Raw genomic sequence first — 22,511 nt, forward strand, 5'->3', positions numbered from 1 at the left:
ACGGCAGGCCTTGTCCGGGCTAGACTCCGCGTTGGTATTCACAGAGGAGCGATGGATGAACCGCTTCGCGCTGCGCGACCTCACCGACCGCCTGGACGCCCAGACCCAACACGAGGACATCGTCCGCATCCTCGCCACCCAGGAGTTCCCCTGGGACGTCGAACAGGCGCTCAGCTTCGCGCTGTTCCGCACCTACGCGGTGCCCAGCATCGGCGTCCTCCTGCATGACACGGGCGAGTTCACCCAGCGCACCCAGAAGCGCTACGACGACACCGTGCTCATCCTGGACACCCTCCTGGAGCACGGCATGTCCAGTCAGGAAGGCCGGAGCGCCTTCCGGCGCATGAACCAGATGCACGGCGCCTATGACATCTCCAACGATGACATGCGCTACGTGCTCTCCACCTTCGTGGTGATGCCCGTGCGCTGGATCGCGGACTTCGGCTGGCGGCCGCTCACGCCGCATGAAGTGACGGCGTGGACGAACTACTACCGCGCCGTCGGCCGCCACATGGGCATCCAGGACATCCCGGAGACCTACGAGGCCTTCAGCTCGCTCATGGACGGCTACGAAGCCGCGCACTTCGCCTTCGACGCGCGCAGCAAGGCCGTCGCGGACGCCACCCTGGAGCTGCTCACCACCTTCCCGCCGTCGAACCTTGCCCCCAAGCGGCTGGTCACCCTGTTCGCGCGCACGCTGATGGAGGGCGCCCTGCTGGACGCCTTCAAATACCCCCACCCGTCCAGCCTCAGCCGCAAGGTGTTCCGCCTGGCCCTCAAGGCACGCGGCAGGTTCGTGCGCTACGCGCTGTCTCCCAAGAAGGCGCCCGCCTACGCCCGGACGCGCGCCAACATCCGCAGCTACCCGCAAGGCTTCGCCGTCGAAGCCCTGGGCACCTTCCCCAAGACGTGCCCCATGAAGTCCAGGCCCTCACCCGAGCCTCGGTGAACGCGCGCCCCCTGCGCGAACCGCGAACCAGCGCCTTTGTGGGAGAAAAAGCGCAGACAGGAAACCTTTGCCCACATACCCCGACAATCATTTCAAGAATCACAGCGCGGGGCCGCGAAGGCCCACGGGGGAAACGCCATGTTCAAGGTCAAGCAGAACCACACGTTCCAGAATCCGATGCGGCAGCAGATTGACGCGACCACGCAGGGCAAGCAGAGCGACTACGCCCACGCGGTCGGCGGCGTGAACCAGGTGCTGGACCGGGGCAACATCGGCATCTCCGCACGCTCCCAGGCGAGCGTCCTGGACAACGTGAAGAAGGTGGAGACGGGGGCGCGCAGCGAGGTCAACGCCCACCAGCGCGAGGCCTTGAACTTCGGCCGGGACGCCTTCGACAGCGCCAAGAAGGGCAACTACAAGCAGGCCAGCGTGGAGGCCTTCGGCTCCGGCGTCAACGCGCTCGCCTCGGCGTTCAAGTCCACCTACTCGGAGACGCCCAACGAGAAGCAGGGCATCGGTCCCTGGTAGTGCGCACCGTGAGGCCCCCACACCTCGTGCTCGGGACTGGGGGCTTCACGCCCAGGTGAGGCATGCCGCGTCGGCCGGTGGAACGTGTTGGCCTGGTTGTCTTTCGCGGACGCACGTAGTGCGTGCTTCCAGTGGACGACGTGGCTGAGGCAGCATCCCTGGCCCCTACACCTGGAAGGAGCCGTGCCATGAATGCCTACCGCATCGTCGCCTCGCTGACCGCCTGTCTCTCCTTGTCGCTCATCGCCTGCGGTGGCGCGGAGGTCCCCATGGACATGCCCGAGGGTGAGGCCCCCGTCAGCGTCGAGCAGGGCCTTGGCTACCCGCCGCACTGCCCGAACGGAGACCTCATCTACTGGCTCGAGAACGTGCAGGCCTGTACGGCGAAGTGCGGAAACACGCGTCAGAGCGGCCAACCCGCGACCCAGTACGCGGCGTGTCAGTCCAATGTCGCGGGCACGCGCACGCTCATCAACGTGCGCTACTGCATCCCCGGCTGCGACCTGCTGTGAGGAGACGCCCAGCCGGGGTACAGCGTGCGCGCTAATGCACGCGGCGGCCAAGCCGCTCCGCGAAGAAGTCGAACATGCGCACCTCCGTGAGCGTGCGCCCCAACGGCTGGCAGTGGAAGTTCGCGCCGTCCTGGCGGGTGAAGCGGGCCAAGGCCTTCTCACCCGCCAGCGCCTGATAGAGGGCCTGGGATTGTCCGGGCCAGCACTGCTCATCCTCCGGTTCAGTGATGAGCAAGGGCGTGGTGATGCGGCCCACGACGTCGCGCAGGTGATGGCGCCCCACCTCCGTGAAGGTGTCAAAGGGCGTCCGCGTGCCATACGGCCTGCTGCGAAAGGCCTCCCAGCACCCTCCCCGAGCGCCAGTCGCGCCTCGAAGTCGAAGTCCGGGTCCCCGAAGAAGCACGCGGGAATGCCCGGCTCGGGGTGGGTGCTGGTCGTGGGTGCCTCGCCCATGGCGTCCTCCTCCTGCGTCCCCCAGCGGCAACGTCCTCCCGGCGCGCCCGGATTCAAACAGCCGGCCCGGCGGCCCGAAGCCCGGCCCGAGGGACCGCCCCGGACAGAAGAAACACCCAGGCTTTGACGGTGCGGACGTAAGCACCTATGATACGAGACTGATTCGCAGAATCAAAATCACCCTTTCCAGTGACCACCGTGAGTCCATCCAACAGGCGTTCCTTCCCGCTCTTCGCCCTGCTTTCCGTCGTCGTCGTGCTGGCCGTCCTGTGGGTGGGCGTGAGGTTCCAGCGCCCGGACGCCGCCGCGTCCCCCCCCGCCGCCCAGGCCGCGGCGCCGGAGGGCCGCACGGTGACGCACGGACAAGGCACCACCGTCGTCCCGCTGAAGCCGCGGCGGGTGGTGGTGTTCGACCTGGTGGCGCTGGACATCCTCCAGGCCCTGGAGGTGGACGTCCACGGCGTGGCGGGTGACATGTTCCCCCGGCACCTGGCGCAGTTCCGTGACGCGAAGTACCCGCGCATGGGCACCCTGTTCGAGCCCGACTACGAGGCGCTCCAGGCCGCGAAGCCGGACCTCATCATCACCGGGGGCCGCTCCAGCGCGAAGTACGCGAACCTGTCCCGCATCGCGCCCACCATCGACGTGCCGATGAGCGGCAAGGACTACGTCGCCTCGGTGATTGCCAACACGGAGCTGCTGGCCAGCGTCTTCGGCAAGGAGGAGCAGGCGCGCGGCCTGATTGAGGCGCTGCGCAAGTCTGTGGCGGAGCTCCAGCAGGTGACGGCGGCGCGCGGCAAGGGCCTGGTCGTGCTCGTCACCGGCGGGCGCATGAGCGCCTACGGTCCGGGCTCGCGCTTTGGCGTCATCCATGGTGACTTCGGCGTGCCCGAGGCCGCCGAGGGCCTGCGCACCTCGCTGCACGGCGAGTCCATCAGCGCGGAGTTCATCCGGGAGAGGAATCCCGACTGGCTGTTCGTCATCGACCGGGACGCCGCCACCGGTCGGAAGGAAGGCAATGCCCGGCAGGTGCTGGACAACGAATTGGTGCGGCAGACGACGGCCTGGCAGAAGAACCAGGTCGTCTACCTGGACCCCGGCATCACCTACCTGGCTGGCGGCGGCATCCAGTCCGTCAAGCAGCTGCGCGACCAGGTCGCGTACGCCTACGCGCAGGCCCAGTAGTCCGCCGCCGTGAAGCGCGCGTTCGCCGCGGCCGCCGTCCTCGTCACGTTGGCGGTGGTCAGCCTCCTGATTGGCGCCAGTGACGTGTCCTGGCGCGCCCTCTTCGCGCCCGAGCCGGATGAGCGCGCCCTCCAGGTGCTGGTCATCAGCCGGCTGCCGCGCCTGTTCGCCGTCATGCTGGCGGGCACGTCCCTGGGCGTCGCGGGCCTCATCATGCAGATGATTGCCCGCAACCGCTTCGTGGAGCCCACGACGGCGGGCACCGCGGAGTCCGCCAGCCTGGGCCTGCTGACCGCCACCCTGCTGGCGCCCGGCCTCCCCGTGCTGGGGAAGATGCTGGTGGCCACCGGCTTCGCCCTGGCGGGGACGGCGCTGTTCCTGCTGGTGCTGCGGCGCCTCCCCCTGCGCTCGGCGCTCATCGTCCCGGTGGTGGGCCTGATTCTGGGCGGCATCATCGATTCGGCGACGACCTTCTTCGCCTACCGGTACGACCTGCTGCAGACGGTCAACGCGTGGACCACGGGTGACTTCTCCACCGTGCTTCGCGGCCGCTACGAGCTGCTGTGGGTGACGCTGGGCCTCACCTGCGCCGCCTACACCGCCGCGGACCGCTTCACCGTGGCCGGCATGGGCGAGACGTTCACCACCAACCTGGGGCTGAACTACCCGCGCATCGTCGCGCTGGGGCTCATCATCGTCTCCCTGGTGACCGCGATGGTGGTCGTCACCGTGGGCATGATTCCGTTCCTGGGCCTGATTGTCCCCAACCTGGTCAGCATGGTCATGGGCGACAACGCGCGCAGGTCCATTCCCTGGGTCGCGGTGAGCGGCGCGGGCTTCGTGCTGCTCTGTGACATCGTGGGCCGCGTGGTGCGCCACCCGTATGAGATTCCCGGAGGCACCATCGCCGGCGTCATCGGCAGCGTGCTCTTCCTGTACCTCCTGCTGAAGCGAGGCGCCCGTGTCGGCTAGCGCCTCGTCCGTCAGCCCCCTGCGGCCCCTGCTCGTGCTGGGCGGCGTGGCCGTGGCCTTCATGGCCCTGTTCATGCTCGTCGACGTGAGCGGCCCGTGGGACTTCGTGCTGCCCTTCCGCGGGAAGAAGGTCGCCACCGCGCTGCTGGTGGGCTACGCCGTCGCCGTCTCCACGGTGCTCTTCCAGACGGTGACGGGCAACCGCGTGCTGACGCCCGCCATCATGGGGTTCGACTACCTGTACGTGCTCATCCAGACGTGCCTGGTGTTCTTCCTGGGCTCCACCACCGTGGCGGGGCTGGACCCCCGGCTCCTCTTTGGCGCGGAGGTCATCATCATGGTGGCCTTCTCCGCCATGCTGCACGGCTGGCTCTTCGGCGTGGCGCGGGGCAACGTCCACCTGCTGCTGCTCACCGGCGTGGTGATGGGCGTGCTGTTCCGGAGCCTGTCGTCGTTCGTCCAGCGCGTCATCGAACCCAACGAGTTCATCTTCCTGCAGGACCGCTTCTTCGCCAGCTTCAACGACCCGGAGCACGAGCTGCTGCTGCTCTCCGCGGCGCTGACGCTGGGGGTCTCCGTGCTGGGCCTGCGGCTGCTGCGCGCCTGTGACGTCCTGGTGCTGGGCCGGGAGGCCGCCATCAACCTGGGCGTGGACTACCCGCGGACGGTGTCCTGGGTGCTGGCGTTGGTGGCCATCCTGGTCGCCGTGTCCACGGCCCTGGTGGGGCCGGTGACGTTCCTGGGGCTGCTGGTGGCCAACCTCGCCTACGCGGTGATGCGGACGTACAAGCACGCGTTCGTCATCCCCGCCGCCGCGCTCATCGCCGCCATCGCCCTGGTCGCCGGGCAGTTCATCCTGGAGCGCGTCTTCCGCCTGGACACCAACCCCCGGGTCATCATCGAGTTCGTCGGCGGGGCGGTGTTCATCGCGATGCTCATGAGAAAGGCCACGAGATGATCGAGGCGAAGAACGTCAGCAAGCGCTACGGCGAAGCGCTGGTGGTGGATGGCGTCACCCTGCGCCTGCCCGTGGGCGGCATCACCTCCATCATCGGTCCCAACGGCGCGGGCAAGTCCACCCTGCTGTCCATGATGAGCCGGGTGATGCCCATGTCGTCGGGCAACGTGCTGGTGGACGGGCTGGACGTCACCACCACGCCCGGAGACACTCTCGCGAAGCGGCTGGCCATCCTCCGGCAGGACAACCACCTCACCGCCCGCCTGACGGTCCGCGAGCTGGTGACCTTCGGCCGCTACCCGCACACCAAGGGCCGCCCCACCGCGCAGGACCGCGAACACGTGGAGCGGGCCATTGAACACATGGGGCTGAGCGCGCTCGCCGACCGCTTCCTGGATGAGATGTCCGGCGGCCAGCGTCAGCGCGCCTTCGTGGCCATGGTGCTCTGCCAGGACACGGACCACGTGCTGCTGGACGAGCCGCTCAACGGCCTGGACCTGAAGCACGCGGTGTCCATGATGAAGCGGCTCCGGCACGCCGCGGACACGCTGGGCAAGAGCTTCGTGCTGGTGCTGCACGACATCAACTTCGCCTCCTGCTACTCCGACCACATCGTCGCCATGCGCGACGGCAAGGTCGCGTTCCAGGGCCGCCCGGAGGACATCATGCGCTCCGACGTCCTGCGCGCCATCTACGAGCTGGACATCTCCGTGCAGCAGCTTGAAGGCGATTGGATTGCCACGCACTACCGGTGAAGGCGCGGCGCGCCAGCCGGGGATGCAAGGGGTTTCCACTAATCACAGACACTTGCACTGCCTTATCGGGCTGTGCCACATTTCACCGCGCTGGCCATGACGTCAGCAGACAGCAAGACGCCACCTCAAACCAGGAGTTCGCCATGAAGAAGGCCCTGTACTCTTTGGCTGTGCTGATGCGGTTTGCTCGCGCGGACAAGCTCTCCGCCCCGTATATCTATTACTAGTCAAAAGCCGTCAGGCATTGTGCCCTGACGGTTGGGTCGCAAGAGCTGGTCGACGCGGGTGGAGCGCACGGTTCGCTCCGCCTGCGCCAGCGGCAGTTCCCCCCTCCAGGACCCTTTCATGCCACAGGTGCGCCTTCCGCCGGGGCCCAAGGGCCACTTCATTGCTGGCAACCTGGTGGCGTTCTCCGAGGACCCGCTGGGGTTCCTCACCCGCTGCGCCAGGGAGTACGGCGACGTGGTGCGCCTGGGGAAGCGCAACTTCCTCCTCAACCACCCGGACCTGATTGAACGCGTCCTCGTCAACGGCGACGGCAACTTCGTGAAGCTCGCCGGAGTGGGCCAGGGCAAGCGTCACAAAGGCGGCTTCCCCGAAGCGATGATGAACAGCGAGGGCGAGGACTGGCTGCGCAAGCGGCGCTTCGTCCAGCCCGCGTTCCATCGCAAGCACGTGGCCGCGTGTGGCGACACCGTGGTGGCCCTCACCGAGACGATGCTCCAGACGTGGCGCCCCGGCGACGCGCGGGACGTGCACGCGGACGTGTCCGCGCTGGCGCTCGACATCGTCAGCCGCTTCCTCTTCCACACGCCCATCGACGACGAGGCCCGCCACGTGGCCGCCGCCGTGGACGCCGTCATGCGGCACACCGACAGTCCCCTGCGCCCGCCCATCTGGGTGCCCACGCCCACCAACCTGCGCCTGCGCCGGGCGCTGGGCCGGCTCAACACGCTGCTCGCGACGCTCGTGCGCCGCTACCGGGAGCAGCCGGAGTCGCGCACGGACCTGCTCGCCCTGCTGCTGTCCTCGCCGGAGCCCCTCTCCGAGGCCCAGCTGCGCGACGAGCTGGCGACGATGATCATGTCCGGACACGAGACGACGGCGGACGCGCTCGTGTGGGCCTGGTACCTGCTGGCCCAGCACCCGGAGGCGGAAGGCCGGCTGGTGGCGGAGCTGGAGACGGTGCTCGGGGGCCGGCTCCCTGGCGCCGAGGACCTTCCGCGCCTGCGCTACACGGAGGCCGTGATGAAGGAGGCCATGCGCCTCTACTCCCCCGCGTGGATGACCAGCCGGGAGGCGCTGCGCGACTGTGAGCTCGGTGGGTTCCACGTCCCGGCGGGCACCCTGCTGGCGGTGAGCCAGTGGGTCACCCACCGCGACGCGCGCTACTTCGACGCCCCCGAGTCCTTCCGTCCGGAGCGCTGGCTGTCCGAGGACGCCCAGCGCATGCACCGGTACGTCTACTTCCCGTTCGGCGGCGGCCCCCGGTTCTGCATCGGCTCGGCGCTGGCCATGATGGAGACGGTGCTCATCACCGCGTGCGTGGCGCGGCGGTTCCGGCTGGAGCTGGCACCCGGCTGCGTGGTGCGGCCCCGGCCGGCGCTCGCGCTCCAGCCGCTCGGGGTCCGGCTGACTCCGCGGCATCGCGCTCACAAGTCACAGGAAGGCGAGGTGCGGCATGCGGCGGGTGCCTGAAGGGGCAGCGGTCCGGCGCGAGTTCTTCCGCTCGGCATACCTGCTGGGCGCGCCCTGGGACATCGGGCGGCCCCAGCGGGCCTTCGTCGACCTGTGGGAGGCCGGCGAGATTTCCGGCGAGGTGCTCGACGTGGGCTGCGGCTTCGCGGAGAACGCGCTCTTCCTGGCGGCCAAGGGCCTGACGGTGTGCGGCGTGGACATGATGGAGCCAGCCATCCAGCGGGCGCGCGAAACGGCCCGCCTGCGCGGGCTCGACGCGGACCTGCGCGTGGGCAACGCCCTGGAGCTGGGCACGCTGGGCCGGCGCTTCGACACCCTCCTCGATTCGGCCCTGCTCCACGTCTTCGAGCCTGGGGACCGGCCCGCGTTCGCCGCCAGCCTCGCGAGCGTGCTCCGGCCCGGCGGGCACTACCATGCGCTGTACTTCCGCGACGGGCCGCGCGCCGTTCCACCGGAGGCCCTGCACGCGAGCTTCGCGGAAGGCTGGCGCGTGAAGTCCCTCCGGGAGGCGCACTACGAGCAGACCGACCCGGAGGGCGCGCTGGCCTGGCTCGCCACCATCGAGCGGGTGGCGACGTAGGCCAGGCGGCGCGGGGGCGCGCGGCAAGTGCGTCTGGCACCAGGAGCGACCGGGCGGTCCGCATACCGGCTCGCCGCGCCCAGCGGTGGCCGCTGCGCGCTCCCGGTGCTGAAGCTCACGCCTCGTCGGCCTTCGCCATCAGGAAGTCGATGACGGCGCGCACGGCGGGCAACTGGCCTCTGCGGTGTGGCGTCAGAATCGTCGTCGTCACCGCGCCAGCGGTCCACGCCGGCAGCACGCGCGTCAGCCGTTGCGCCTCCACGTCCGCGCGCGTGAAGGACTCCGGCAGGCAGACGATGCCCAGCCCGGCAGTGGCCGCCTTCAGCAGCACCAGCGACTCGTCGGCGCTCATGCGCACCCGAGGCACCACCGTGACGGCCTCACCGACGCGTCCGCGCAGCCGCCACTGGGTGGCCATGGCGCTGGTCAGGAGGCCATCGTGTTCGCCCAGGTCCTCCGGCCGGCGAGGCTTGCCGCGTCCGGACAGGTAGCCGGGCGAAGCCACCAGGATGATGGGCTCCCCTGACAGCCGGCGCTGTACCAACCCCGAGGCGGGCAATGGCGCGAAGTGGCTGCGCACCGCGATGTCGAAGCCCTCCTGCACCATGTCCACGAAGCGGTCCGTCGCGTGAAGCTCGACGCGCACCTTGGGATGGGCGAGCGCCAGCAGCGGCAGCCGGTCCGCGAGCTGGAACTGCGCCGTTGGCACCGACGTGGTGATTTTCACCACGCCCCGGGGCTCCACTTGCCGGCGGCGCACCACGCTCTCCGCGGCCTCCGCCTCAATCACGACAGCGCGGGCATGGTCCAGGAAGTCCCGCCCCACGTCCGTCAACGTGAAGCTCCGCGACGTGCGCTGAATCAACCGGGCGCCCAGCCCGTCCTCCAGCTCCGCCACCCGCTTGCTCACCGTGGACTTGGGAATGCCCAGCCGCCGCGCCGCCGCGGCGAAGCCACCGCTCTCCACGGCCTGGACGAAGAGCTGGAGGTCGTTGAGATTCAAGGGCCGCGCCTCATCGTCCACGGATGTGGACCTTGCGTTCGCGTTCCGCTGTCTACACGGCGCGCGTTTCCACGGCCATCTTGTCCTCATCGAAGGCATCGCGCCTTCCCCTTCGGACAGGAGCTTCACCATGGAATCACCCACCCTCTTCTACGGCATCCCCTCTGGCTGCTCGTTCGGCTCCATCGTCGCGCTGGAGTGGCTGGGCCGGCCCTACCAGCTGTGCCGCATCGCCATGCCGGAGGACGTCACCACCGCGGACTACCGCCGCATCAACCCCGTCGCGGAGACGCCTACCCTGATGACGGAGACAGGCGCGCGCATCAGCGAGAGCATGGCCATCCTCAACCACCTGGGCGCGCGCGGCGTGGACACGGGCCTCTCATTCGCGCAGGGCACCGAGGGCTTCGACCGCCTGAACCAGATGCTCGCGTACCTGAACACGACCTTCTTCGGTGCCTTCTCGCCGCTCTGGTACGCGCTGGAGCACGCCGACCTTCCGGAGCCCGACAAGCAGGCCCTGCGCACCTACGGAGCCCGCAGCGTGGTCACCGCGCACGCGAAGCTGGAGGCGATGCTGGGCGACCAGCCGTGGCTGCTGGGCGACCAGCGCACGCTGGCGGACGCCTACTTCATCGGCATCGCCCGGTGGATCCGGTACCACGAGGTGCTGGACCGCCGCGACAATCCGAAGCTCCAGGCCCTCTTCGAGCGGCTGGAGGCCGACGAAGGTGTGCGCTTCGCCCACGCGATTGAAAAGGGCGAGACGCCTCGGGGCAGTGGCGCCTTCCAGGGGCACCTCCGCCTCGCGGAGGCCCTGCGACGCCTGCCCAACTGAGCCGCGACGGTGGCCGCGACACCTTCAGGTGCCAGGCCCTTCACTCCACCAGCAGCTCGCGCAGCCGCGCCTCCAGGAAGTGCCGCTCGGGCGCGGTGCGGACCAACGCGAGCGCCCGCCGGTAGGCACTCACGGCCTCGTCCTCGCGCCCCAGGCGCCGGAGCAGGTCCGCGCGCGCGGCCGGCAGCAGGTGGTAGTCCGCCAGCCGTCCAGAGGCCTCCAGGTCGTCCACCAGGGCCAGCCCGTGCTCGGGGCCGCGAGCCATCGCCACGGCGGCGGCGTGGTTGAGCGCCACCACGGGCCCCGGCGTCAGCACCACCAGCCGCGCATACAGCGCGGCAATCTGCGCCCAGTCGGTGTCCTCGGCGCGCGGCGCCTGGGCATGCAGCGCCGCGATGGCCGCCTGCACCGTGTACGCCCCCCGGGCGCCCATGGCGAGCGCGGCTCCCAGCTCCGCCAGCCCTTCGTCCCGCTGCGCGCCGTCCCAGCGCGAGCGGTCCTGCCGGTCCAGCAGCACCAGCCCGCCATCCTCCGCCACGCGCGCCCGGCGGCGGGAATGGTGGAGCAGCATCAGCGCCCGCAGGGACGCCACCTCCGCGTCGTCCGGGAGCAGCGCGCGCGCCAGCCGGGCCAGGCGCAGGGCCTCCTCGCAGAGGTCCACCCGCAGCAGCGCCGGCCCGTCCGTGGCCGCGTAGCCCTCCGAGAAGACGAGGTAGAGCGTGTGCAGCACGCCCGCGGTGCGCTCCGCCAGCGCCTCGGGCTCCGGGATGACGTAGGGGATGCGCGCGGTGCGTATCTTCCGCTGCGCGCGCACCAGCCGCTGGGCCAGCGTGGCGGGTGACACGAGGAAGGCGCGAGCAATCTGCTCCGTCGTCAGCCCGCCCAGGCAACGCAGCGCGAGCGCCACCTGGGCCTCGGGCGACAAGGCGGGATGACAGCAGGTGAAGAGCAGCCGCAGCGAGTCGTCCGGCAGCGCCTGCCAGTCGGCGCCGTCCACGGGTGACGCCTCCTCCTCCAGCTCGCCCACGCGCGCCTCCAGGCGAGCGGACCGCCGCATGCGGTCCACTGCCTTGTTGCGCGCGACGCGCATCAGCCAGCCGGCCGGCTCGCGCGGCACGCCCTCGCGCGGCCACTGCGTCAGGGCGGAGGCGAACGCGTCCTGCACCACCTCCTCCGCCGCGCCGAAGTCCCCGCCCAGCACGCGGATGAGCGTGGCCACGATGCGCCCGTAATCCTCACGGTGCGCCCGTTCAAGAATAGAGGTGGTGTCCATCATGCCGCGCGGAGCCCGGTGTCAATCCTGGGGCATGGTGAATTCACGCACCGGCCGCACCTCGATGGAGCCGCTGCGCGCGCTGGGAATGCGGGACGCGATGCCAATGGCCTCGTCGAGGTCCCTGGCCTCCACGAGAAAGAAGCCGCCCAGTTGCTCCCGCGTCTCCGCGAAGGGGCCGTCGGTCGTCAGGCGCTTGCCGTCGCGGATGCGCACCGTGGTGGCCGCCGCCGTGGGCTCCAGCTCCTCGCCCGAGAGGAAGTGCCCGCTCTGCTGGATGGCCTCCGTGAAGGTGCCGTACTCACCCAGCAAGCGCTGGACCTCCGCCTCCGACAGCGTCTCGGCGGCCTTCTCGTTCTCGTAAATCATCAGCAGGTACTTCATGGGTCCGTGCCTCCTTTCTTCCATGGTCGAACGGAACCCCCGTGAATCGACCGCCTTTTTCCGGCCGCACCCAAATTACCGCACGGCGCAATCGCGCTTCGGACGGACCGTAGCTGGTGGACCTCTCGACACTCCGGGCCCCATGCTCCGCATCTCCGCCGTCTCGAAGACCTACCCCCATGGCGTCCGAGCGCTCCAGGACATCGACCTCACCATCGGCAAGGGGCTCTTCGGACTGCTGGGCCCCAACGGCGCGGGGAAGTCCACGCTCATGCGCATCCTGGCCACGCTCCAGGCGCCAGACACGGGACAGCTCCGCTTCGACGGTGTCGACGTGCTCGCGGACCCACAAGCGCACCGGCGGCACCTGGGCTACCTGCCCCAGGAGTTCGGCGTGTACCCCGGCGTGTCCGCCGTGGAGCTGCTGGACCACCTGGGCGTGCTCAAGGGCCTGACGAACGCGCGCCAGCGCCGCGAGCAGGTGGACGCGCTGCTCCAACAGACCAACCTCCACGCGCACCGGAAGAAGGCCGTCAGCGGCTTCTCCGGAGGCATGCGGCAGCGCTTCGGCATCGCGCAGGCGCTGCTGGGCCAGCCCCGGATGCTCATCGTCGACGAGCCCACCGCGGGGCTGGACCCGGAGGAGCGCAACCGGTTCCACAACCTCCTCAGCGAGGTGGCGGAGGACGTCGTGGTGCTGCTGTCCACCCACATCGTCGAGGACGTCCGCCAGCTCTGTCCCCGCATGGCCATCCTGTCCGGAGGCCGGGTGCTGCGCGAAGGCATTCCCGACCAGCTCGTCGGCGAGCTGTCGGGCCGCGTGTGGCGCAAGACGGTGGAGAAGCACGAGGTGGCCGCCCTCCGCGCTTCCCGAACGGTGCTCTCCACGCAACTGTCGGGTGGCAGGACGGTGCTCCGGGTGCTGGCGGACGAAGCGCCCGCGCCGGGCTTCGAGTCCGTGCCGCCGGACCTGGAAGACGTCTACTTCGCCGCCCTGGTCGGACATGGCTGGTGAGCTGCTTCGCTTCGAGTGGCGCTTCCAGACGCGCCAGGCCGCCTTCCTCGTGGCCGTCGCCGCCTTCCTGGGAATGGCGTTCGTGTTCGTCGGCACGGGCTACGGCCCGGACAACGCCCACATCAACTCCCCGGCGTCCGTCATGCAGTCGCTGGGGTTCCTGTCGCTGTTCTCCAGCTTCGTGCTCAGCGCCTCCTGCGCGAACGCCGCCCTGCGCGACAGCGAGCACCGGATGGAGGCGCTCGTCTACGCGACGCCCATCTCCAAGCTCACGTACCTGTCCGTCCGGCTCGCGGGCGCGCTGCTGGCGGCGCTCGCCGTGTTCACCGTCGCCGCGCTGGGGCTGATGCTGGCGCCATGGGTCCTCGACGTGGACCCGGAGCGGCGCGCGAGCTGGGAGGTCCTCCGCTACGCCTGGGCGCTCGCCGTCATGGTGCTGCCCAACCTGCTCTTCGCCGCGTCGCTGCTGTTCGCCGTCGCCACGCTGACGCGCAGCGCGCTGGCCACCTACGTCGGCGCCGTCTTCCTCTACGCGCTCTACTTCGTGGGCGCGCTGCTGGGGGACTCCCCCTTGATGGCGGGCGCCGCGCCGCAGACGCCGGAGGCCGTGGCGCGCGCCGCCCTGCTGGACCCGTTCGGCCTGTCCGCCTTCTTCGCCCAGACGCGCTACTGGACCGAACACGAGCGCAACACCCGCCTGCTCGGACTGGAAGGTGCCTTCCTGCACAACCGGCTCCTGTGGCTGGGCGTCTCCGCCGGGGTGCTGGCCTTCGTCTACCAACGCTTCGCCTTCCGCGCGGCGTCCGGCGCGAAGCCCCGGCGCATCGAGCCCGAGGCGGCGGCCCCAGGCCGCGTCCCCTACCGCCCGGTGGAGGGCGACCGCGACGAGGGCACCCGGTTCCGGGCCGCCCTGGTGTCCACGCTGAAGGTGGAAGCAGGCGCCATCCTCAAGGGCCGGGCCTTCCTGGCGTTGATGGCGCTCTGGGTGTTCGTGCTCGGCATGGAGGTCGCCGCCAGCGCCACGCAGGCGGAATACGGCACACGGCTGCTGCCCACCACGGGGCTGCTGCTGCAGGCCATCCATCCGCCCCTGTTCCTCTTTGGCGCGCTGTGCCTGGTCTACTTCGGCGCCGAGCTCGTCTGGCGGGAGCGCGTCGTCCGCCTGAGCGACCTCCTGGACGCGACGCCCGCCTCCAGCGCCGTGTTCTACCTGTCGAAGCTGGCGGTGCTGGGCCTGCAGGTGCTCGCGCTGACCGGCTCCGCGGTGGGCATCGCGGTGCTGTTCCAGCTCTCGCGAGGCTACCGGCACCTGGAGCCGGAGCTGTACCTGTCGCTGCTGTACTTCGCCGGGCTGCCGCTGCTGCTGTTCGCGGTGGCGGTGCTGTGGCTCCAGACGCTGAGCCCCCACCGCTATGTGGGGATGTTCCTGGGCCTGCTCCTGGCATTGGCCATGCGGCAGGGCGGCCTGGTGGGGCTGGAGCACGGGCTGCTGCGCTATGCCAGCGGGCCGCCGCTCCGCTACTCGGACATGAATGGCCTTGGGGCCGGGGTCCACGGCTTCAACGCGTACATGGTGTATTGGAGCGCCCTGGCGGGGGTGCTGGGGCTGCTCACCTGTGGCCTGTGGCGGCGCGGCGTCAGCCCTCCGCTGCGTGCGCGCTTCGCGGCCCTCCCTCGGGTGTGGGGACGGCGAGGCGTGACGGCGGTGGCGGCGTGCCTGGGCCTCTTCGTCCTGGCGGGGGGCTTCATCTTCCACGGCACGAACGTGCTCAACCGCTACGAGACGCGCGCCCAGCTCGCGGATTGGAAGGCCGACTATGAGAAGGCCTATCAGCGCCACGAATCCCTCCCCCAACCCAGCATCGTCGCCGTGAAGGCCCGCGTCGACCTGTACCCCGAGGAAGCGCGCTACCGCACGACCGGCAGCTACGTGCTGGAGAACCGGACGCGAGCGCCCATCCAACGGGTGTGGCTCTCCGTGCGCCGCGACGTACACCACGCCACACTGGCGTTGCCGGGGGCCCGGCAGGTCCATCACGACAGCCGCTTCGGCATGGCCGCGTTCGAGCTGGACACGCCCCTGCCGCCCGGCGCGAAAACCGAGCTCACCTTCGCGCTCGAGCTGGCGCGGCGAGGCATTCGCGACGGGGCACGCGACACCTCCATCGCCGCGAACGGCTCGTTCATCTCCAACCTGGAGGCCTTTCCCGCCATTGGATACCGCAAGGGCTACGAGCTCGTCGACGCTCGGGAGCGGCGCCAGCGAGGGCTTCCGGAGACGCCTCGGGTGGAAGCGGAAGCCGAAGGCGACCTGGGGCTCGCGGAGGGCGGCGGGGGACAGCGCACCTGGACCACCCTGGACCTGACGGTGTCGACCTCGGACACCCAGCTCGCGGTGGCCCCAGGCGCGCTGCGGCAGACGTGGCACGAGGGGGACCGGCGCGTCTTCCGCTACGTCATGGAGCGCCCCATGCTCAACTGGTTCGCCATCGTCTCCGCGCGCTACGCGGTGAGGAAGGCGCGGCACCTGGGCGTGGACGTGGAGGTGTACTACCACCCCGGGCACGCCCACAACGTGGAGCGGATGCTGCGCGCGGCGACGCGCTCCCTGGACCTGCTCGGGGCGCAGCTCGGCCCCTATCCACACCCCCAGCTTCGCATCGTGGAGGTGCCCGCCACCTGGGGCTTCGGCGCGCTCGCGCTGTCGAACACCATCTACTACCCCGAGCACCGGGGCTTCCTCACGGCCCCTGGCGAGCAGGGCACCGTGGACCTCATCACCCGGCGCATCGCGCACGAAGTGGCGCACCAGTGGTGGGGACATCAGGTGGACCCGGTGAGCGGCCCCGGCGGACTGCTCATCACCGAGTCCCTGGCGAAGTACGCGGAGCAGCGCGTGCTGAAAGCCCTCCACGGCGAGGCGCAGGTGCGTCAGGTGCTGGCCTTCGACCTGGACCGCTACCTGCGAGGCCGCGCGGAGGAGGACGGCGAGGAACCTCCACTCCTCCAGACAAGGGATGAGCCCTACCTCTATTACGGCAAGGGCGCGGTGGTGATGCGTGCGCTGGAGGACCTTCTCGGTGAGGCCGCGCTCGACCGGGCCCTGCGCGAGCTCGTCCAGCGGCATGCCCACCCGCGGCCCCAACCCACCGCGCGCGACCTGCTCGCCTTGCTGCATGACGAGACCACCGAGGCGACACGCCCGCTCGTCGACCAGTGGCTGACGGAGGTCGTGCTGTATGACCTGAAGGTGGAGTCCGCGACCTGCGAGCCCCTGGCGGATGGCCGCTACCGCGTCACCGCGCGGATGTCCGCGTCGAAGCACGCGCGCCGGAACGGGCAGGGCGTCCCCCTGCCCCTGGACGAGTCCCTGGACGTGGCGGTGTTCGCCGGCCCCCCAGACGCGTCGTCCGACGATGCGCCGCTGTACGCGGCGAAACACCGCTTCACAGACGGTATCACCGAAGTCTCTCTCACCGTGGACGAACGCCCCGCGTACATCAGCGTCGACCCATTCCTCCGGCGCATCTCACGGGAGCGGGCCGGCACCCGCTGGAAGCTGAAACAGCCCTGAACACCTCCCCATGAGTCAAAGCAGACCGCGCCAGCCTCGGTGGGGCTCGAAGCTCTAGGTTCAAAATTCGTATAGCACTGTGTGTCCGATGCTTCGGTGTCGGGGTCTTCTTCTCGCTTTTCGCTGCAATTCAGAGAATCCACCCCGAGGGTCCACCATGATCAAGTTTCACTCCGTTGCGCTACTGGCTGGCATCTCCGTCCTGGGCTCCGCGTGCGGCGCCCCCGAGTCCGAGGCGCAGGACACGCAGCAGGTCTCCTTCGAGGAGTTCCGCGCCAGCGCCTACCAGGAGCCGGAGTCGGGCGGCTTCGTCGTCGACGGTGACATCTTCCTGCCGACGGAGTCGGAGCTGCGTGAGTTCTACGAGCAGTCCGTCAGCGGCCTCGGCACCCAGCGGGGCGCGCTGGCCGTGTATTACAGCGGCGGCCAGGACATCAAGTGGAGCGCCAGCCAGGCGCTGAACCTCACGTACTGCGTGAGCACCAAGTTCGGCGGCAACTACACGCGCGTGGTCAACGCGATGAAGAGCGCCGCGGCGGAGTGGGAGGCAGCCTCCAACGTCAAGTTCGTCCACGTCAGCGCGCAGGATTCGAACTGCACCAACCGCAACAACAACGTCGTGTTCGACGTGAACCAGACCAAGACGTCCCAGTACCTGGCGCGCGCCTTCTTCCCCAACAGCGCCCGCCGCAGCGCCAACGTCCTCATCTCGACGACGTCGTTCCAGAACATCTCCCCCTGGACGCTGGAGGGCGTGATTCGCCACGAACTGGGTCACGTGCTGGGCTTCCGCCACGAGCACACCCGCCTCACCACCACGGGCTGCTACGAGGACAGCGCCTGGCGCGCGCTGACGCCGTATGACGCCAGCTCCGTCATGCACTACCCCCAGTGCAATGGCACCCAGACGGGTGACCTGGTGCTGACCAGCAACGACCGCAGCGGCGCCCGCGCGCTGTACCCGTAAGCGCCACGTTCGTCCGCCGTACCGGTGGGCCACTGCCTTCATGGCGGTGGCCCATTTTTCGTTTCGAGCGCCCTGCCTCATCGCGGCGTCCCGGTTGGCTGCCCGACACCCGGCGCGGAGCCCACCGCAAATCCCTGGCCAGCCTCCGCCGCGGATGCCCTGAATGCACCGCATCCGGGGGGGCGGCGAACGGCCGGGCCGTCCTCGGCGGAAGGAGCCTGCCTCCGGCCATTGAGGAGTCGCCATGAAGTACACGCAACTGGGCCGCTCGGGGCTCTCCGTCAGCCGGCTGTGCCTGGGCACCATGAACTTCGGCTGGACGGCCGAGGAGCCGGAGTCCCACGCCATCATGGATTCCGCGCACGAGCACGGCATCAACTTCTTCGACACCGCCAACGTCTACGGCTTCGGGGAGAACAAGGGCCGCACCGAGGAGGTCATCGGCAACTGGTTCTCCAAGGGCGGCAAGCGGCGCGAGCGCACCGTGCTCGCGACCAAGCTCTACGCCCCCATGGGGGACTGGCCCAACGAGGGCAAGCTGTCCGCGCTCAACATCCGCCGCGCGCTGGATGCCAGCTTGAAGCGGCTGCGCACGGACTACGTGGACCTCTACCAGTTCCACCACGTCGACCGCGCCACGCCGTGGGAGGAAATCTGGCAGGCCATGGAGGTGGCCGTGGCCCAGGGCAAGGTGCTCTACACGGGCAGCAGCAACTTCGCGGGCTGGCACATCGCCCAGGCGCAGGCCGTGGCGGCCCGCCGCGACTTCACCGGGCTGATCAGCGAGCAGTCCCTCTACAACCTGATGGCGCGCACCGTGGAGCTGGAGGTGATTCCCTCCGCGCAGTACCACGGCGTGGGCATCCTCCCCTGGTCTCCCCTCCAGGGCGGCCTGCTGGGCGGCGTGCTCCGCAAGGAGCGCGAGGGCAAGCGCCGTCTGGAAGGACGCGCCAAGGAGTCCCTCCAGAAGCACCGTGAGCGCATCGAGCGGTACGAGGCGCTCGCGGAGGAGCTCGGGCATGAACCCGGCGACGTCGCGCTGGCATGGCTCCTCCACCAGCCCGCCGTCACCGCGCCCATCATCGGACCGCGGACGTCCGCGCAGCTCGACGCCGCCCTCCGCGCGGTCGACGTCACGCTGGATGCGAAAGCATTGTCACGCCTGGATGACCTCTTCCCCGGCCACAAGCCCGCACCGGAGGACTATGCCTGGTGACGCGCCGGGTGAGACATAAAAGGCTACAAATCCTCTCAATCGGCTGGAAAAGACACCCATCCATCGTGGAGCGCCTCTCTTGACGACAGGAAATTCCTTTCATATTCCCTGTCATGGAGTCCCCCAATCGAAGAGAGGTTCACATGAAGTCGATGGCCGGAATTGTCGTCATGACGCTGGTGATGCTGACGTCCTGCGGGCCCATGCCCTCCGAGGAGCAGGCCCAGGTCGGTGCCGAGGAGCACTTCGTCTCTCAGGAGGCCGCGCTGGCGGGTGACTGTTCCGTGCAGATTGAGTGCGCGAACGGCACGATGAAGACGTGCACCGGAACGGGGTTCGCGTGTTCCGCCAGCGGCGCCAACAACGGCACGGTGACGTGCAACGGCGTCTCCTCGTCCTGCTCGCCCATCATTCAGCCCGTCTGCAGCTGCCGCGCGGACGGCTGCTGCAACTCGCGGTGCCTCACCATGGACCCTGACTGCCTCATCCTTCCCGACGACCCGGCGCCGCACCTGCCGTAGGCGCTGAACGCCTGGTGCGGCGCGGCTGCCGCACCAGGCCTCCCGCGAGGCACGCGTCTTCTTGCCCCGGGGTGTGGCTCAGTCAAAGCCCGGGCGAGTGACGTACGCGGCATGAGCGCGCTTGTAGGCCTCCCAGAAGTCGGGCGAGCGCTGTCCATTCAGGCGGTCGACCAGGAGGTCCAGGTGCGTATGCCAGCCGCCCGCCACGCTGCGCAGGGAGTCCCGGCCGTTGAGGCGCTCGTGGGTGACGGTCAGCAGGACCCCGTCCTCGCGCTCGGTCAGCTCGAAGCGGACCTCCGACGGGTCGCCGTGGTTCTCCGCCCACGTATAGGCGAACAGGTGGGGCGGCTCACACGCCGTCACGCGCCCCGCGTTGACGTGGCCCTGCCCCGTGTCCGCATGCGGCGGCGGGGCGCCGCCTTCATCTGACAGTTCAGCGTGGCGGAACAGCAGCTCCACCTTGCCACCGACCTTCGTCTCCGTGGGGCCGCCCGCGAGCCACAGCCGGCGCTTCTCCGGCTCGGTGAGGAAGGCCCAGACGCGCTCGATGGGGCCGGGCAGCAGGCGCTCGATACGGACGGTGTCGGAGGACAACAGGTGGGCGTGCGAGTCTCGTTTCATGGCGCCTTCAGACATTCGTGGGGGTGGGGGATACCGGGCGTCAGGCGAGGTGCCGCGCGTCCTCGGGGACATGGTCCGGAACGAGCGCGAGCTCGATGCCGTGCTCCAGCCAGGCCTTGGCCCCGGCGAGGAGCAGGTTGAAGCCTCCGGTGCTGTCCAACGCTCGCGCCACGACGGCCGCGTCGTCCCCCCGGAAGCCGGACTCGACGACGCGGACATACGTGCGGTCCGGCGAAAGCGCCGTGAAGGTCCACTCGACGAAGGTCATCTCACCCGGGTCGCCCCACTCGATGCGCAGGCGGGCGCCGGGCTTGAAGTCCAACACGTTCACGGTGGCCGACGCACCGTAGGTGTCCCAGAACCACTGCGCCGTGCCACCGGGCTGGAGCCGCGCGCTGCCCCGGCTGAACCAGAACTTCGTCGTGATTGCGGGGTCCACGAGCGCCGCGAAGACGTCTTCCACGGGACGGCGAATCATCATCATCGCCGTGGCGACCGGCGCGCTCCTGTCATTCCCTGTCGAGGCCATTGCCTGCTCCCATGGGCGCACCGAGGCGCGCGGCCGAGGCGACCAACATTCATCCAGTTGGTTTAATATCTCGGCCATCACCGCTCGATTGTCAACCGAATGGTGAAATCACCCCGCGCCCGGGACCGTCCCAGGCGCCATCACCCGATGACGCGGAAGGCCGGTGGGTCGATGCGCGTGGCGCGGCACTGGAGGAACAGGGGCGCTCACGCGCCAATCGCCCCCGGGTCCGTCGCCAGCTCGCCGCCCAGGTGCATGCCCGTCTGGCACCGGTAGTCCGTCACCAGCGACGCGAGCACGGTCGTCACGCCCACCGCCACGTGGATGGCCGCCGCCAGCGGGCTGCGCTTCGCATAGCCCAACACGAAGGGCGCGAGGATGGACGCGGCGCCAAAGGCATAGTCAGCGATTTCATGCGCCTCAATGGGGATGAGCTTGGTCAAGCTGAGGCGGTAATCCGTCAACAATGACACACCGATGACGGTGGACCCCAGGGCAATGCCCGCGGACTTCGCCACGGCGTCTGCGGACAATACGCCCGCCACCACCGCGGCCGCCCCGCCCTTGTAGTCCATGAGCGAGTGCAGGTCCTGGGGCACCCACCGGCGCAACGGCAGGCGTCCCAGGAGCGGACGGGAGATGATTCCAGCGGCGGCGCTCCGGTCCATGGCGCGGCGCACGCCCCGCCGGAAGCGCCCTTCCGGGAGCACCGGGGGTGGGACGAAGCTGGGGGTGGACGGATGCAGGGTCTGCGGTTCAGCCATGTGGCGCTCCTTCCAGTCTTGCCGTCATGAAGCCGTCACTAGGGTAGGCACGCGGCCCATGACGCACGGCGATGCGCCCCTCGCCTGCCCGGGCACCGGGGGTAGGAAGCCTGTCCACCCGCGACTTCCTGGCTGCCGGGCAACCAGGGGGGCTTCCACTCGGAGGCCCGCCCCGGGCAGACTATGTCTCGCAGTACGGCCCTTCAGTTTCTGAGAGGGCGATATCCGCGGCCACCCCAGCCGCCTTGGAACGAAAGAACGCGATTCATGGCAACCGGTACCGTCAAGTGGTTCAACGATGCGAAGGGTTTTGGGTTCATCGTGCAGGACGGCGGCGGTGAGGACGTGTTCGTCCATCACAGCGCCATCAACATGGATGGCTTCCGCACCCTGCAGGAAGGCCAGAAGGTGGAGTTCGAGGTAGGCCGGGGCCCCAAGGGCCTGCAGGCGCAGAACGTTCGCGCGGCCTGAACGGCGGTCCGGCGAAGCCATGAAAGCCCGGTCTCGCGAATGGCGAGTCCGGGCTTTCTCTTTGCGGGCGCCACTTGAGAGGCTGCACGTCACCATGCGCCTGCCCCGCTTCCCGCGTGTCATCGGCTTCGACGACGGCCCCTTCGCGCGCCGCCCGGGCGCCGCCGTGCCCCTGGCGGGCGTTGTCTGCGGAGGCACGCGCTTCGAAGGGCTCGTCTGGGGACGGGTGCGCCGCGACGGCTGGAACGCCACACAGGAGGTCTGCCGGCTGCTGGAAGGTGGGAAGTTCCTCCCACAGCTCCACCTGGTGCTGCTGGATGGCATTGCCTTCGGCGGCTTCAACGTCGTGGACCTGCCCCTGCTGGCAAGCCGGCTGAAGCGGCCGTGCGTGGCGGTGATGCGGCGGCCTCCGGACCTGGACGCGGTGGAGCGCGCGCTGCGGCGCCTGCCTCGCGCGGAGGCGCGCTGGACGAAGCTGAAGCGCGCGGGGGCCATCCACCAGTTGGGAGGCTTCACCTTCCAGGTGCAGGGCGCGGAGCCCTCATGGGTGGCCGAGGCGCTGGCGCGCGTGACGGACCGCGGCCTCGTCCCCGAGGCCCTGCGGCTGGCGCACCTCATCGGCTCCGCCGTCGTCACGGGCCAGAGCAGTCAGCGCGCCTGAGCCGCGCCCAGACGGCTTCGCCTCCTGGCAGAGGATTGCGCCGCCACCACATGCGTGCGCCGGCGCGCGGAAACTTCCACCGAC

25 protein-coding genes are annotated in these 22,511 nt (G+C 69.5%); 18 read left to right on the forward strand and 7 right to left on the reverse strand.

Going from position 1 to position 22,511, the window contains the following annotated elements:
- The first annotated feature begins 55 nt into the window (after window positions 1-55).
- From HV826_RS09185 to HV826_RS09195, 3 genes are all read left to right on the forward strand, one after another.
- Window positions 56-949: an oxygenase MpaB family protein gene (locus HV826_RS09185; RefSeq protein ID WP_176416621.1), complete on the forward strand. Its 894-nt coding sequence runs from the start codon at window positions 56-58 to the stop codon at window positions 947-949.
- A 138-nt stretch (window positions 950-1,087) separates the two neighbouring features.
- Entirely contained in the window at window positions 1,088-1,477 is a 390-nt protein-coding gene (locus HV826_RS09190; protein WP_176416622.1) for a hypothetical protein, read from the forward strand.
- Window positions 1,478-1,665: 188 nt separating this feature from the next.
- On the forward strand, window positions 1,666-1,989 hold the full coding sequence (locus HV826_RS09195; protein ID WP_176416623.1) for a hypothetical protein: 324 nt from the start codon (window positions 1,666-1,668) through the stop codon (window positions 1,987-1,989).
- Between the two features lie 31 nt (window positions 1,990-2,020).
- On the opposite strand, the gene HV826_RS09200 is transcribed toward HV826_RS09195, so the two are convergent.
- A complete protein-coding gene (locus tag HV826_RS09200; RefSeq protein WP_255207917.1) occupies window positions 2,021-2,272 on the reverse strand; it encodes a S9 family peptidase in 252 nt (83 codons plus the stop codon).
- Between the two features lie 368 nt (window positions 2,273-2,640).
- Here HV826_RS09200 and HV826_RS09205 point away from each other — a divergent pair, with 368 nt between their 5' ends.
- The 7 genes from HV826_RS09205 (at window position 2,641) to HV826_RS09230 (ending at window position 8,590) form a co-directional block, all read left to right on the forward strand.
- On the forward strand, window positions 2,641-3,627 hold the full coding sequence (locus HV826_RS09205; RefSeq protein WP_176416624.1) for a siderophore ABC transporter substrate-binding protein: 987 nt from the start codon (window positions 2,641-2,643) through the stop codon (window positions 3,625-3,627).
- A 9-nt stretch (window positions 3,628-3,636) separates the two neighbouring features.
- Window positions 3,637-4,599 (forward strand): iron chelate uptake ABC transporter family permease subunit, encoded by a 963-nt coding sequence (locus HV826_RS09210; protein WP_176416625.1) that lies wholly within the window; start codon window positions 3,637-3,639, stop codon window positions 4,597-4,599.
- Entirely contained in the window at window positions 4,589-5,557 is a 969-nt protein-coding gene (locus HV826_RS09215) for an iron chelate uptake ABC transporter family permease subunit (protein ID WP_176416626.1), read from the forward strand. The genes HV826_RS09210 and HV826_RS09215 overlap by 11 nt, the downstream gene beginning before the upstream one ends.
- Window positions 5,554-6,312, forward strand: a complete 759-nt coding sequence (locus tag HV826_RS09220) for an ABC transporter ATP-binding protein (protein WP_176416627.1) — start codon at window positions 5,554-5,556, stop codon at window positions 6,310-6,312. The genes HV826_RS09215 and HV826_RS09220 overlap by 4 nt, the downstream gene beginning before the upstream one ends.
- 143 nt (window positions 6,313-6,455) lie before the next feature.
- Window positions 6,456-6,539 carry a cittilin family RiPP precursor gene (locus HV826_RS38045; protein WP_225888965.1) on the forward strand — a complete coding sequence of 28 codons (84 nt, stop codon included), beginning with the start codon at window positions 6,456-6,458 and terminating at the stop codon, window positions 6,537-6,539.
- A 118-nt stretch (window positions 6,540-6,657) separates the two neighbouring features.
- Window positions 6,658-8,010 (forward strand): cytochrome P450, encoded by a 1,353-nt coding sequence (locus HV826_RS09225; protein ID WP_176416628.1) that lies wholly within the window; start codon window positions 6,658-6,660, stop codon window positions 8,008-8,010.
- The gene (locus HV826_RS09230) at window positions 7,994-8,590 is read left to right on the forward strand and encodes a class I SAM-dependent methyltransferase (protein ID WP_176416629.1); all 597 of its coding nucleotides are present in this window, start codon (window positions 7,994-7,996) and stop codon (window positions 8,588-8,590) included. Before HV826_RS09225 ends, HV826_RS09230 begins: the two co-directional genes overlap by 17 nt.
- 115 nt (window positions 8,591-8,705) lie before the next feature.
- Here the strand turns inward: HV826_RS09230 and HV826_RS09235 are convergent, their stop codons facing one another.
- Window positions 8,706-9,593: a LysR substrate-binding domain-containing protein gene (locus HV826_RS09235; protein ID WP_255217120.1), complete on the reverse strand. Its 888-nt coding sequence runs from the start codon at window positions 9,591-9,593 to the stop codon at window positions 8,706-8,708.
- 130 nt (window positions 9,594-9,723) lie between these two features.
- Here HV826_RS09235 and HV826_RS09240 point away from each other — a divergent pair, with 130 nt between their 5' ends.
- Window positions 9,724-10,431 carry a glutathione S-transferase family protein gene (locus HV826_RS09240; protein WP_176416630.1) on the forward strand — a complete coding sequence of 236 codons (708 nt, stop codon included), beginning with the start codon at window positions 9,724-9,726 and terminating at the stop codon, window positions 10,429-10,431.
- A 40-nt stretch (window positions 10,432-10,471) separates the two neighbouring features.
- Here HV826_RS09240 and HV826_RS09245 read toward each other — a convergent pair whose 3' ends face one another.
- Both HV826_RS09245 and HV826_RS09250 read right to left on the reverse strand, forming a co-directional pair.
- Window positions 10,472-11,707 (reverse strand): RNA polymerase sigma factor, encoded by a 1,236-nt coding sequence (locus tag HV826_RS09245; RefSeq protein ID WP_176416631.1) that lies wholly within the window; start codon window positions 11,705-11,707, stop codon window positions 10,472-10,474.
- Between the two features lie 18 nt (window positions 11,708-11,725).
- Window positions 11,726-12,088 (reverse strand): YciI family protein, encoded by a 363-nt coding sequence (locus HV826_RS09250; protein WP_176416632.1) that lies wholly within the window; start codon window positions 12,086-12,088, stop codon window positions 11,726-11,728.
- Window positions 12,089-12,230: 142 nt separating this feature from the next.
- Between HV826_RS09250 and HV826_RS09255 the strand changes: the two genes are divergently transcribed.
- From HV826_RS09255 to HV826_RS09275, 5 genes are all read left to right on the forward strand, one after another.
- Window positions 12,231-13,103 carry an ABC transporter ATP-binding protein gene (locus HV826_RS09255; RefSeq protein ID WP_176416633.1) on the forward strand — a complete coding sequence of 291 codons (873 nt, stop codon included), beginning with the start codon at window positions 12,231-12,233 and terminating at the stop codon, window positions 13,101-13,103.
- Window positions 13,093-16,677: a M1 family metallopeptidase gene (locus HV826_RS09260; protein WP_176416634.1), complete on the forward strand. Its 3,585-nt coding sequence runs from the start codon at window positions 13,093-13,095 to the stop codon at window positions 16,675-16,677. Before HV826_RS09255 ends, HV826_RS09260 begins: the two co-directional genes overlap by 11 nt.
- A gap of 157 nt (window positions 16,678-16,834) precedes the next feature.
- The gene (locus tag HV826_RS09265) at window positions 16,835-17,644 is read left to right on the forward strand and encodes a M57 family metalloprotease (protein WP_217917281.1); all 810 of its coding nucleotides are present in this window, start codon (window positions 16,835-16,837) and stop codon (window positions 17,642-17,644) included.
- A gap of 244 nt (window positions 17,645-17,888) precedes the next feature.
- Complete coding sequence (locus HV826_RS09270; RefSeq protein WP_176416636.1) at window positions 17,889-18,860, forward strand: aldo/keto reductase; 972 nt, start codon at window positions 17,889-17,891, stop codon at window positions 18,858-18,860.
- 143 nt (window positions 18,861-19,003) lie between these two features.
- On the forward strand, window positions 19,004-19,381 hold the full coding sequence (locus HV826_RS09275; protein ID WP_176416637.1) for a hypothetical protein: 378 nt from the start codon (window positions 19,004-19,006) through the stop codon (window positions 19,379-19,381).
- 78 nt (window positions 19,382-19,459) lie between these two features.
- On the opposite strand, the gene HV826_RS09280 is transcribed toward HV826_RS09275, so the two are convergent.
- From HV826_RS09280 to HV826_RS09290, 3 genes are all read right to left on the reverse strand, one after another.
- Window positions 19,460-20,002 carry an SRPBCC family protein gene (locus tag HV826_RS09280; protein WP_255207915.1) on the reverse strand — a complete coding sequence of 181 codons (543 nt, stop codon included), beginning with the start codon at window positions 20,000-20,002 and terminating at the stop codon, window positions 19,460-19,462.
- Between the two features lie 40 nt (window positions 20,003-20,042).
- The gene (locus HV826_RS09285; RefSeq protein ID WP_176416639.1) at window positions 20,043-20,531 is read right to left on the reverse strand and encodes an SRPBCC family protein; all 489 of its coding nucleotides are present in this window, start codon (window positions 20,529-20,531) and stop codon (window positions 20,043-20,045) included.
- 206 nt (window positions 20,532-20,737) lie between these two features.
- Window positions 20,738-21,295, reverse strand: coding sequence for a hypothetical protein (locus HV826_RS09290; RefSeq protein WP_255207914.1), 558 nt, complete (start codon window positions 21,293-21,295; stop codon window positions 20,738-20,740).
- Window positions 21,296-21,562: 267 nt separating this feature from the next.
- Here HV826_RS09290 and HV826_RS09295 point away from each other — a divergent pair, with 267 nt between their 5' ends.
- Both HV826_RS09295 and HV826_RS09300 read left to right on the forward strand, forming a co-directional pair.
- Entirely contained in the window at window positions 21,563-21,766 is a 204-nt protein-coding gene (locus HV826_RS09295) for a cold-shock protein (protein ID WP_002635980.1), read from the forward strand.
- Window positions 21,767-21,860: 94 nt separating this feature from the next.
- A complete protein-coding gene (locus tag HV826_RS09300; RefSeq protein ID WP_176416640.1) occupies window positions 21,861-22,427 on the forward strand; it encodes a DUF99 family protein in 567 nt (188 codons plus the stop codon).
- The last annotated feature ends 84 nt before the right edge of the window (window positions 22,428-22,511 follow it).

The sequence above is a fragment of the Myxococcus sp. AM010 genome (assembly GCF_013372585.1).
Taxonomy (GTDB): Bacteria; Myxococcota; Myxococcia; order Myxococcales; family Myxococcaceae; genus Myxococcus; species Myxococcus vastator.